Consider the following 12937-nt stretch of genomic DNA (forward strand, 5'->3'; position numbering starts at 1 on the left):
CTAATCAACCTTTCTACTTGGTATTGTTACTATAATTTTTAACCCTTTTTCTACTGCTTTTTCAATTTTAATACCATATTCTTTACCATATAAAATTCTTATTCTTTCATTTGCATTTGTAATTCCTATAGACTGGCCTGTCCCATATTTATCAGTTAACATTCTATTCATTTGTAATAATTTTTCATCTTCTATACCTCTTCCATTATCTTCAATATATATTAAAACTTTATCATTTACTTCTTCAATCGAAATGGTAAGTTTGTTGTCATCATCCTCTAATCTAATTCCATGGACAAAATAATTTTCTATCAATGGTTGAATTGTAAATTTTATTATTTGATTATCTAAAATCTCTTTAGGGCAATTTATATTAAATTCAAACTTGTCTTCATATCTAAACTTAAAAATTTCTAAATATTTTTCACAATATTCTATTTCATTTTTAATAGATATTATATCCTTATCCTTTAATTGACTTCTAAATAAGAATGCTAAAATATAAAGCATTTTACCAACTTCCTTATCTCCATTGCATATAGCCTTCATTCTTATTGATTCTAAAGTATTATATAAAAAATGAGGATTAATTTGACTTTGTAATGCCATAAGCTCAGCTTTTTTCTGATTTACTTCTGCTTTTTTTTCATTTAATTCATATACATAACTTTTTTCTATATAATCATTTAATTGAGTACACATCTCATTAAAATTTTCCGAAATAATATTTATTTCATCAACTTCTTTTCCTACTGGAATTACAACATTTACATCACCTTGTTTAACTTTATCCATAGCTAATAAAAGTTTATTCATTCTATCACTAATATTTTTAATCTTAAAGTAAAAGAAAATTTCTGCAATCACAAATACAATTACGTCTATAAAAAACACTGATATATGAAATGATATGGGCAATTTTATTGTATTCTTTTTCTTTATCCTTCCAATGGTTATTAAATCTAAATTATTATATATTGAATTAATACTATAATTCTCCTCTAAATAAAATTGATTTTTTCCTATTATTAATCCATCGTTATATGGATAGTGAGAATTTGTATATTTTCCAGTTGAATCATAAATACAAAATCCATTTTTATTTAAAATTAAAGTCTCATACTTATTATCATATTTTTCTAAAATTTTACTTATAAAATCTAAATTAAATACAAATACTATTTCCCCTTCATTTTTATATGTTAACGGATTATTAATTTCTCTAATATTATAAATATAATTTTTATCTTTTAAAGTATTTTTATATTTATATCTCTCTTCAATTGACTCCTTTGTGATCTTTTCATATCTTGTCTTCTTGTCTCTATTAAAAGAGGTAACCTCATTTCTACTATAACTAACAAATTCTATTTTTTCTAAATTGGGATTTAAATTTATACATCCTTCTACAAAATACTCTACTCCCTTATAAATACTATCATTACTCATAGCATAATTATCTAATTTATTTTTTAGATAGCTTATATTATCAAAGTTTAAAAAATCTATAATATCTGTAATTATATCATTGTCTCTATACATATTTGTGGTTGCTATAGTTACTGCATTATTAATATTTATAAGTTCTTCATTAATATCATAAATAACTTTATCATTTATATATAATTGACTCTCTCGTATATTATTTAATACCTTTCCTGCAAAAAATGCATCTAAAATTAATATTACTATAACCAATATACTTGTATAAATTATAATTATTTTTTTATACATTGTTCCATTTTTTATTCTCATGATTTTACCCATACCTATATTTTTTCCTTAAGTTATTCTATAAATATTAAACCATATATATAAAATTTTCGAAAGTTTTTCTAATGGAAAAATTATATATTTTATTTAAATTTTTCACTTTTATCAACAATTTACTTTATATAACTCCTTTATTAAAATATAATTGTCTTATAAAAATACCAAAGGATGTGACTTTATGAATACGTTTAATCTTCAAAAAATACTAGACTTTTTTAATTATATATTTTGGTTTTTTTGCTTAAATATATTTTTTCTAATTTTTAATACACCATTAGTATTATTTTTTCTATTTGTTGGCTTAGATCAAGTTGTAACTTACTTACCATTATTTCTAGTTTGTTCAATTCCATTAATGCCTTCAATAACTGTTTTATTCTACTGTATGAATAAAATAATTAAATATAAAGATTTAGATTTATTTTATGACATATATATGGGAATAAAACTAAATATAAAACAATCGATTTTATTATGGTGCTGTGAGTTATTTATAATATTTATTTTATCAATAAATGTCAGATTCTTTACACAATATGAATTTAGCTTATTATTTAATTGTATGTTTATAACATTATTTATTATATTATTATTAATAACACCATACATTTATTTATTAATAAGTAGGTTTTCACTAAAGAGTTATGCTTTGATAAAAAACGCCTTAATACTTGCTGTTACTAGACCTCTTATAACTATATCAAATATATTAATTCTTTTATTCTGTATGATTTTATTTGAAGTAAGTCCTGGAACAACTATTCTATTTGCTAGTAGTATTTTTACTTTTCTAATAAGTTATAATAGTAAACTCTTACTTAATAATCTTGAAGAATTATCAAATTAAAATATAAAGCTAACTAATTTAAAAATTAAAATTAGTTAGCTTTTCCCAATTATAAATTTAATTATTTTCTTTCTAGTTTTAATAAAAACTCTTTTTTATCTATTCCATCTGCATATCCTACCATTGCTCCATTTTTTCCAATAACTCTATGACATGGCACAATAATTGCAATTGGATTCTTATTATTTGCTCCACCTACAGCTCTATATGCATTTGGTTTTCCTATTCTTTCAGCAACTTGTTTATAAGAAAGGGTTTCTCCATAATTAATTTTACATAATTCACTCCAAACACATTTTTGAAAATTTGTACCCTTTATAAATTTAATTTCTAATTCAAAGTTCTTTCTTTCTCCATTAAAATATTCTTCTAATTGATTCTTACATTTACTTATTATACTTTTTTCATTTTCATTATTTATTTCATCCATTGGTAAATCAATATCACTAACAAAATTAACTCCAATTATATATTTATCTTCTACTTCAATTTTAATTTTTCCTAGTTCACTATCATAATAACTAAAACTCATAATAACATTGACCTTTCTTATAATAATTATTAATATAAATTATTATATCATTATAAAATAATAGGAGCATGCTTAATTTCACGCTCCTATTATTTTTATTTAAATATATCCTTAATTTTTTCAAATAATGATTTATTACTACTATCTGAATCTGTAATTTTTTCATTTTCTTCTACATTTATTTCATTAGTATCATTTTTACTATTACTACTTTCCACTGCATCACTTCTCATTATAAATTTAACAGATCCTGTCATATCATTTGACAAACCTGAATATACACCATAATCCTTTGATATTTTAACTAATTCATCCTTAACATCACTAAATCCATCAATGCTATCTAAAGCCTTACTACCTTCTTCATTAATTTTGTCTAACCCTTCAGATTTCAGTTTATCAACACCATCATATAGTGATTGTGTGCCACTCTTAAGCTTCTCAGTTCCATCTAATATCTTTTTAGAATTATCTTTTAATGTTAACGTACCATCTACTAATGTTTTCCCACCTTCTGCTAAAGAAGTAACTCCATTAGCTAATGTCTTTCCCCCTTCTGATAATTGGTTTGTTCCATTATATAATGTTCCTATTCCTGATTTTATTAATTTAGAATTAACATTTAACTCATTTGCGCCACTTAATAATGAATTACTACCACTTGCTAAAGCATTAGCTCCATCAGCTAATGTCTTTCCGCCCTCTGCTAATTTATTTGTTCCATCATATAATTCTCCTATTCCTGAACTTATTAATTTAGAATTAGTATTTAATTCCTTAGCACCACTTACTAATGTACTACTTCCTTCTTCTAAAGCTTTTGTACCTTCTAACAAAGACCCTGTACCTTTTGCTAACTCACTACTTCCTTCAGAAAGTTGTCCCATTGCATCACTTATTTGTGTTGATCCATTATTTAAAGTAGTACTTCCAGTTGCAAGACTATTACTTCCATCTAATAATGCTGTAATTCCCTCTTCTAAATCTCCTGTACTTCCAGCTAATTGACTACTTCCATCATAAAGTGACTTTATCCCTTGAGACATAAATTCTGCTCCAGCTGTCAATTCCGCTCCAGCATTCACTACACCTTGAAAAGTACTAACTAATTGACTTGAATTATCTGAAAGATTTGATAATCCTTCTTTTAAGTTTTTTGCCCCTTGTGTTGCAGGTTCAATTCCATTTTTCACTTGTACTAATCCTAAATTTTGTTCTGATGATACATTACTTACACCTGAACTTATAGCAACTAACTGTTCTGCAAGGTCTGGGTTACTTTCTGCTAAGCCTGCAGCAATATTATCTAACTGTGCCGCAAGGTCATCTAACTGTGCTGCTGAATTTATAAGTGTATCAAGTCCTGAAACTCCACCTGAAAGTCCATTACTTAATTCTTCCGCTCCAGATAATGCACCTTTTATTCCTCCATCAATCTCTTCGTATTTTTTCTCAACTTCACTTGTTCCATTTACAAAACTACTTACTCCACCAAAAAACATTTCTCTTTGTGATTCTATATTAGCAAGTCCTTTATTTATATCATTTATTCCTTTAATTAATATAGGTGCCTTACTACTTAATTCCTTTACCCCATTATTTAAATCTTGTGCTCCTGAATATATTGCTTTTACTCCATTATCAAATTCTACATACTTTTCATTTAGTTGGTTTACACCTTTATCTAGCTCATTTGCACCATTATTTAACTCTGGAGTTTTTGCATTTAATGTAGCAACTCCGCCACTTAAAGTTTCAGCACCTGACACTAAACTTGATACACCTTCATCAAATAGTGAATACTTTGTATTTAATTCACTAGCTCCACTATTTAATGAATCAACACCACTTATTAATGTTGGAACACTTCCATTTAATTTATTAATTCCATCATTTAAAGTTCCTGCACCTGATGCCAAACTTGATACACCTGTATCAAATAGTGAATACTTTGTATTTAATTCACTAGCTCCACTGTTCAATGAGTTAGCACCACTTACTAATGTTGGAACATTGCTATTTAATTTATTTATCCCATTTTTTAATTCAATTGCACCACTATTTAAAGTATCTACCCCTGAATCAAATATAGAATAACTATTTGCTAAATCAGTCTGCCCATCTAATAACTCCTTAGAGCCGCTTAATAAATCCTCTCCGCCCTTTTGCAAGTCATTTAATGCAGTTTTTAAGTCATCAAGCTTATCTATTCCTTGTATTTCATCTATATCTTCACTAGAAGTAGTGGCAAGTACCATTATTGCAGGTATTTCAAATTTCTCTGTTTCTCCCGTAATTTCAAATGAATCTTCTAAATCAATACTACTACTTCCTAATAAATCATCTAACAAACCTCCTAAATTCAATGATTCTTTAAGGCCTGGTATTGTAACAAAAGTTACTAATGAATTATTTCCATCATTAAGAACTTTACCTGAAGTAATTTCTACATTCTTAAAATTGCTATTAGACAAAGTAAGTTCCGCTGCTGTTAATAACGGTAGATATATTGTTCTTTTTTCTCCATTGATAAAAACTGTTTTACTTTCATTATTCTTAATATTAACTGAAATTTTAAATTTACCACTTTTTCCTAAAACATCATTAGGATCTACTTTCTTACCATTAAATTCGTAATTAACTGAAATAGTTATTGGTAATTTATTACTACTCTTACCTTGATAATAAAGCTCATTTGAATTTATATTCCAACTTAAATTTTCTCCATTTTTAGTTGGCTCCTCATCACCTTTTACATTTTTAATATCTGTTAATGTTGACTTATCTGTAAATTCTCCTAAAGCTTCACTTCCCTTAATCCAATCACTAACTATTTGTTCTGTTGGATTTCCATTTTCATCTAATATTACATATACAGTTTCATCCTTTTTAATCTCTTGAGCAAAAGCTACAGAATTAGTTGTAACTGTTATTAATGCAACTAAACATGCTAATCTTTTTGATATTCCTTTTCTCATATTTTTTTTCCTCCCTCAACACATTCAACAAAAGTTTTACTTGTTTTAACTATTAACTTTTCACAAAGTAATAATATTCCTGGCAATACAAATAGTATTATAAACATACTTATAATTGCGCCTCTAGCCATTAAAGTACATAAGGAACTTATCATTTCCATATCTGATATAATTCCTACACCTGCAGTTGCTCCAAAAAAAGTTAATGCACTAGTAACAATTGACCTTGATGAACTTTGTAATGCTATTGTCATTGCTTTTTTCTTATCACTATTTAAAGCTAGCTCTTCTTTAAATCTAGATGTTAGCAATATTGCATAATCTACTGTTGCCCCTAATTGAATAGTTCCTATTACTATTGATGATATAAATGGAATACTTGTACCCATGTAGAAAGGAATTCCTAAGTTTATAAAAATAGCTAATTCTATTACTAAAACTAACAATATAGGAATTATCGCTGATTTAAATACAAATAATATTATTATAAATATAGCTAAAATTGATGCTACACTAACCCTATTAAAATCACTATCTGCTATTGTAATTAAATCTTCTGTTAATGGTGCCTCACCACCTACTAATGCATTTTCATCATACTTTTTAACAATATTATTTATTTTCTTTAATTGAACACCTACCTCATCTGATGCCGCCTTATATTCTGAGTTAAGCATTACTTCTTCATATCCACCATTTTTTATTTTTTCTAATAAATCCTTTGGTATAAAAGTTTGAGGAATTCTTTGACCTAATATATCTTCTAAACCTACTACTGATGTTACTCCTTCAACAGACTTTAATTCATCAATCATTTGATCAACCTTATAACCTTCTAAATCATCTCTCACCAAAATTATATTAGTTGACATCATGTTATACTCTGACTTTAATTTATTATTAGCTATAATAGAAGGTAAATCCTTTGGTAATGATTCATCCAAATTATAATAAACCTTTGTATTATTATTTCCTATAATGGCTGGTATCAAAGCAATTGCTCCAACAATAACAAATAATTTATGATGCTTTATTACAAATACTGAACTTTTCTTAAAACTTGGTAGTAAAGTTTTATGCTTATACTTATGAATAAGCTTATCAAATGTTAATATCATTGCTGGTAATACTGTTATAGTACATATAACCCCAAATACAACACCTTTTGCCATTACAAACCCAATATCTTTTCCAAATCCTAATTCCATAATACATAAGGCTAAGAATCCAGCGACTGTAGTTAATGAACTTCCTGCAATAGATGATATAGTTTTTTCTATTGCAATTGCCATAGCCTCCGTCTTATTTGGTTGATTTATTCTTTCTTCGTCATATCTATTAAGTAAAAAAATTGAATAGTCCATTGTTACTGCTAGTTGTAATACAGCTGATAAGGCTTTTGTTATATATGAAATTTCTCCAAACAGTATATTTGTACCCATATTATAAATTACTGCTATACCTATACTTAACATAAATATAATTGGAATTATAAATGATTCCATAGTTAAACTTAAAATTATTATTGATAATATAACAGCTATTAAAACATAAATAGGTGTCTCCTTATCAGCTAAATCTTTAGTATCCTTTATTACACCACCAATTCCACTTAAAAATGCTTGTTTACCTGTAATACTTCTTATTTCTTCTATTGCTTTTTCAGTTGCTTCACTTGCATCAGTATCAGTTAACTTAACAATCATAAGTGTTGAATCATCTGAAAAAAGCATATCTCTTATCTCAGCCGGTAATATTTCTTTAGGAACAGATATATCTAGTGCATCATCTACCCATATGACTTCAGATACCCCATCAACGTTAGCTACTTTTTCCTTTAGTTTAGCTACATCTTTATTATCCATACCTTCAATTATTAACATAGCTAAGGACCCACAATCAAAATCATCTTTTAATATTGCTTGAGCTTTTCTTGTTTCTAAATCATTTGGTAAATAACTCAAGATATCATAATTAACTTTTGTATTAAAATATCCTATTGCAGATGGTATTAATAAAATAATGGCTACTATCAAAATAAAAATTCTACTTTTGGCTATTGCCCTTGATATTTTTTTCATCCTGTTATCCCCCCATTCTCCTCTTCTCTAAACTTTATACTCTTTAAACTTTTTTTTCAATTTCAGTTTTCTGTATTTTTTTCCCTGTTTTTTAATTAAAAACAGTATTTATATCCTATTCATAGGCATTTTCCTTTATTTTCCTCGAGTTATCTTTTGTTCTTATTTTCTTCTTTTGAAACCCTTGATTTTTCTAGCTTCTAGCCTTTCATTTTATTTTTCTTAATTAAAATTTAACAACTTGTTTAAAATTCTACTTAAGAAAAATAATATCTAATTAATAATTTATTTATAAATTTCTAATACAATTACACTTTTTCAAAAAATAAAAAGAGGACTAAAACTAGTCCTCTTTATCTACTAATGAAGCAGATACTATAGTTCTTGCTCCATCAAACTCATAACTACAAGTATATAATGTAATTATACTTGAAATTTCATTAATTTTATTTTCCTTATTATACATAGATTTTTCTTTTAAATTATTAATATAATCATTAAACTCATCATTATTATCAAAACTATTTTTTAAAATAATATTTTCGCTCTTTTCTACAAATACTGAGAATACTTCATAGTAATAATTCCTATTATCTTTATTTATAAGTATTTTTCCTTCATCAAAGAACTCTTTTTCTTTAAATTTATTTATATCAGAAAACATGCTTCCATTTCTCATATTATGCCCATATAAAATTAAGTTTTTATCTTTTAAAATATTATTTTCACAATCAATAAAAATGGCACCACCGATATCATCTTTCTTGTAAAAATTATTTTTTAAATAAAATTCGTTATCTGAACCTTGTACTACTGGATAATCTATTACTGTATTAGGTATATTAATCCAAAACTTATACTCTGGATTAATGGCTTTTAACTTATTATCTTTAATATCAACTTCATCACTATATTCCAAACTATTGATTACTCCTCTAATTTCTTGATATGCTTTATTTGATTTATTATATTTATAATTTTTATTTAATATTGTTGTAAGGCATATGATAATTATTATAAATAATAGAAAACTAATTATATTTTTAAATTTTATCTTCATAACATATCTCACTTTTAGAATACTTTTTTCTTTCAAAAGTTAATAAATAAGATGAAATAATAGATACCAATGGAACAGATAATATTATAGCTATACTTCCTGAAACTCCTTGCATTATTTCAATACCAATTTGATACATATTGATAACTTGGTTATATTTTAATGCATATGCATAATTTAAAATCAATGTATTTATAGAACCACCAGTAAAAGCTAATATTAATGTATTGGACATAGTTCCCATCATATCTCTTCCAACATTTATTCCTGATTTGAAAAGATCTTTTTTGCCTATATTATTGTTGTGACTATATATCTCAGTCATTGCTGATGCTATAGACATACTTACATCCATAACAGCTCCTAATGATGCAATAAGTATAGCAGCAAATAATATTCCCCCAACTTTTAGATTAGTATTATTTGATATAAACACTAACTCCTCAACCTCTGCTACATTATAACCTGATATTTTAGCTATATTTCCAAATCCAGCTGCGCATACTCCTGAAATTATTACCCCTGTTATAGTTCCAATCATTGCTGAAATTGACTTTTTGCTTATTCCGTCAATTAAATATAATGAAACTATTGTTATTAATATTATTACAACTACTGCTGATAAAAATGGAGAATATCCTCTATATAACATAGGTAAAAACAGATATATTATACAGATAAAAGTAAACATTAATCCTATTGCTGATTTAAATCCTTTTTTCCCACCTATAATCCAAAGCATAAGTAAAAATAGTCCTACAAATACGTAAATAATATTAGACCTATCATAGCTATATACTGATACTGAAGCATTGCCATCATATTCACTTATGCTTGCTATAACCTTCATTCCTATAGTACAATCTGCACCATATAAGTATCCTGCAAAGCTTGTTCCATCTAATATATTTCCCTTTAAATTACCACTTAATATTTTTAATTTAACCTTTTGATAGCCAATCCTTGTACCATCTTCCTGAAGATTGTCTTCTATAATTTCTACAACAATAGCTTTTTCATAACTTGTCCCAGTTCTATTGATTAGTTCTACCTTTTCAATTTTATTAAAAAAGTATAGAAAGAAAAAGAATAATATAATAATAATACCAACTATAATATTATTTTTTATATTCTTTCTACTTTTTAATAAATCTGTTAACATAATACTCCTCCAAATTATATAGAGGTAGCTCAAAAGTAATAAGTTATTTTGAGCTTACTCCATGTTTAATCCTATTTTACTACTTCTTTTTTTCTTTTAAAGTTTAAACCTACTACTCCAACTATCGCTGCAGTTAAAATTCCATATACTAATATATTAGAATTGTCACCAGTATTTACTCCACTATTAGGTTTATTTACAGCACCATTATTACTTACATTATTGTTATTTACGTTATTATTTCCGTTGTTGCTTCCATTATTATCCATTCCACCTGAAACTCCACTATTAGTAACTACTTTCTTTTTAAATGTTTCCACTGCTTCTTTTAGTTTAGAAATAGCCTCATCTACAACTACTTGACTAGCATCATCAGATAGACATACTTTTTTTGCTTCCTCAATCTCAGATAATAATTTATCTTTAGACTCTTGCGGATATTCTCCAACTTTATTTCCAACTACAGCCTTATTAGCTAATTCTTCAGCTGTTGCAATTTCATTATTTAATACCTCCACATTACCTCTTAATACAAGTTGATCTATAGCAGCCTTCAAATTACCATAAGTTTCTGAAATCACTGCTTCACTTATATCTGAATCTGCAGCTATTTTTTGTGCATTTGAAAGAGTAGCTTCAAATACAGTCCATGTTGATGATGTATAAATTTCTTTTTCTGCACTTTTAGCTTCTGCCTCTTCAATTTTATCTACTAAATTTCCATATTCAACTGATTTAATAATAGTAACTGTTTCATCAATCTTTTCCATATTATCCGTTCTATATGTGCTAATTGATAAACTTACATTATCAACATTTATAGTTGAAAATGTTGGAACATCTTCTTGCCATCTATTTGCAATATATGCTTGTTGTCTTGGCACATTGTTATAATACTTACTACCAGATGCTGAGTTAGCAGTTATATATAATATTCCTTCTGGATTTGAAATATTTTCTCCTCTTATACTTAAATCTGTTTCTATAGCATTCTTGTCTTCAATACTTTCTAAATAGCTTAAATACTTTTCATCTTCAACTAATTCAGTGTAATCACTTTCAAATTCTATATCAAAAAATTCTTCATACTCATCATCTGTTAAGAATGTACTTTCCTCCTTTACTCCACCTTTTAAAATTTTAGATCTAGCATAAGTATGATCATGCCCTGTTAAAACAACATCAATATCATTTTCCTCAAAAATTGGAACTAATTTATATCTTAATTCTGCAATTTCAGGTTCATTAGAATGCTCTCCTGATCCATATATATCTTGGTGTAAAGTTACAACTTTCCATGTTACATCTCCTGATTCAGCAACAGCTTGTTCTATAAACTGCTTATGTTCTTCTGCATTTGTATTATTAGTATTTAACATAATAAATAGGGTATTACCATACGTATAATAGTAATTTCCTCCCCCTACTGTTGATCCTAAAGTACTAGTATTAGGATTATTAAAATGATAAGAATAATTTCCACTAACCGCATCATGATTTCCTAATGTTGTTGCAACTGGTAATGACTTTAATGGTTCTGGGCTTAAATATCCTGCATATTCAATTTCATTTTCTGTATAAGCAAGAGCCTGCTCATTATTAGCTTTTTTATCTCTTATTGAAATTTGATCTCCCGCTGAAATCATGAAACTTGCATTTGGAACTAAAGATAATGCTTTTTTTATTGTATTATTCCAGTTAAAACTATCGTTTCTTACTGATCTATCTTGTCCTATAGCTTCTGTTTCACCTGTTGGAGTATTTTTTAATGATGAACCTATTTGTGGATCACCAACTAAGAAAAAACTAAAACTATCAGTAGATTGAGTGTTAATTACTACAGGACTACTCCAATTTTCATTAGTTCCATAACTATAGTAATATGTAGTATCCTCTTCTAAACCTGTTACAGTTACTTTATTTGATACATACTCTATTTTAGTTTCTTTATTAGTTACTGCTCTACTTTGAGTTCCATCAAATTCAATAGAATTACTCATATCTGTACTCTTGCTTATTTTTACTTTTGGTAAAGTTTCTTCCTTTTCAGAATACCAAGCAAAATTTAATTCTGTTGCATTTTTACCTGGTGTTATTGATAATTGAGTCCAATCATTTTTAATTGTTTCCCATTTTTCACACCAAGCTTCCCAAGCTCCTCCCTGTGCAGCTTCAGTATAAGGTGCTTCTGTCCACCCATCATTTTCTGCAGCAAATACAGTATAACTTGTTGTGATCATCATTATAGCAACCATTAAAGCTGCCATTACTTTTTTAGTTCTTTTTATCATTTTAATATTCCCCCTTGTAATTACTTACAAAAGGAATTATATAGCAAACTTTTTCTTTCATGTGCCTTTTTAACACTTATTAACTTATATCTCCATATAATTTACATATTTAAAAAATAGTTAACATTAAATTAACTAAAAAAGGGGCTGTATCAAAATAACTTTTGATACTAGCCGAATAAGAAAGGGAGGATTCGAATTCGAATCCTCCCT

General features: G+C 26.9%; 8 protein-coding genes. 1 reads left to right on the forward strand and 7 read right to left on the reverse strand.

Features of this window, described 5'->3' with window-relative positions; translation table 11 throughout:
* Positions 1 to 1755 carry a sensor histidine kinase gene (locus HCG76_RS12790; protein WP_221700789.1) on the reverse strand — a complete coding sequence of 585 codons (1755 nt, stop codon included), beginning with the start codon at positions 1753 to 1755 and terminating at the stop codon, positions 1 to 3.
* Between the two features lie 196 nt (positions 1756 to 1951).
* Between HCG76_RS12790 and HCG76_RS12795 the strand changes: the two genes are divergently transcribed.
* Positions 1952 to 2620 (forward strand): hypothetical protein, encoded by a 669-nt coding sequence (locus HCG76_RS12795; RefSeq protein WP_221700790.1) that lies wholly within the window; start codon positions 1952 to 1954, stop codon positions 2618 to 2620.
* Positions 2621 to 2681: 61 nt separating this feature from the next.
* Here HCG76_RS12795 and HCG76_RS12800 read toward each other — a convergent pair whose 3' ends face one another.
* The 6 genes from HCG76_RS12800 to HCG76_RS12825 all read right to left on the reverse strand — a co-directional run bounded on the left by HCG76_RS12800 (position 2682) and on the right by HCG76_RS12825 (position 12724).
* On the reverse strand, positions 2682 to 3152 hold the full coding sequence (locus HCG76_RS12800) for a methylated-DNA--[protein]-cysteine S-methyltransferase (RefSeq protein WP_221700791.1): 471 nt from the start codon (positions 3150 to 3152) through the stop codon (positions 2682 to 2684).
* 95 nt (positions 3153 to 3247) lie between these two features.
* Positions 3248 to 6130, reverse strand: coding sequence for a hypothetical protein (locus tag HCG76_RS12805; RefSeq protein WP_221700792.1), 2883 nt, complete (start codon positions 6128 to 6130; stop codon positions 3248 to 3250).
* Entirely contained in the window at positions 6127 to 8211 is a 2085-nt protein-coding gene (locus tag HCG76_RS12810) for an efflux RND transporter permease subunit (protein WP_221700793.1), read from the reverse strand. Before HCG76_RS12810 ends, HCG76_RS12805 begins: the two co-directional genes overlap by 4 nt.
* A gap of 343 nt (positions 8212 to 8554) precedes the next feature.
* Positions 8555 to 9271 (reverse strand): class B sortase, encoded by a 717-nt coding sequence (srtB, locus tag HCG76_RS12815; RefSeq protein WP_221700794.1) that lies wholly within the window; start codon positions 9269 to 9271, stop codon positions 8555 to 8557.
* Positions 9255 to 10433 (reverse strand): YibE/F family protein, encoded by a 1179-nt coding sequence (locus tag HCG76_RS12820; protein ID WP_221700795.1) that lies wholly within the window; start codon positions 10431 to 10433, stop codon positions 9255 to 9257. Before HCG76_RS12820 ends, srtB begins: the two co-directional genes overlap by 17 nt.
* A 71-nt stretch (positions 10434 to 10504) precedes the next feature.
* Positions 10505 to 12724 (reverse strand): purple acid phosphatase family protein, encoded by a 2220-nt coding sequence (locus HCG76_RS12825; RefSeq protein ID WP_221700796.1) that lies wholly within the window; start codon positions 12722 to 12724, stop codon positions 10505 to 10507.
* Positions 12725 to 12937: the final 213 nt, after the last annotated feature.

This window comes from Clostridium sp. K13, from assembly GCF_019734195.1.
Taxonomy (GTDB): Bacteria; Bacillota; Clostridia; order Clostridiales; family Clostridiaceae; genus Clostridium.

Bases quoted from the DNA above. Each gene is read 5' to 3' on its own strand.
- HCG76_RS12790 (WP_221700789.1), bottom strand. From the start codon at position 1,755: ATGAGAATAAAAAATGGAACAATGTATAAAAAAATAATTATAATTTAT.
- HCG76_RS12795 (WP_221700790.1), top strand. From the start codon at position 1,952: ATGAATACGTTTAATCTTCAAAAAATACTAGACTTTTTTAATTATATA.
- HCG76_RS12800 (WP_221700791.1), bottom strand. From the start codon at position 3,152: ATGAGTTTTAGTTATTATGATAGTGAACTAGGAAAAATTAAAATTGAA.
- HCG76_RS12805 (WP_221700792.1), bottom strand. From the start codon at position 6,130: ATGAGAAAAGGAATATCAAAAAGATTAGCATGTTTAGTTGCATTAATA.
- HCG76_RS12810 (WP_221700793.1), bottom strand. From the start codon at position 8,211: ATGAAAAAAATATCAAGGGCAATAGCCAAAAGTAGAATTTTTATTTTG.
- srtB (WP_221700794.1), bottom strand. From the start codon at position 9,271: ATGAAGATAAAATTTAAAAATATAATTAGTTTTCTATTATTTATAATA.
- HCG76_RS12820 (WP_221700795.1), bottom strand. From the start codon at position 10,433: ATGTTAACAGATTTATTAAAAAGTAGAAAGAATATAAAAAATAATATT.
- HCG76_RS12825 (WP_221700796.1), bottom strand. From the start codon at position 12,724: ATGATAAAAAGAACTAAAAAAGTAATGGCAGCTTTAATGGTTGCTATA.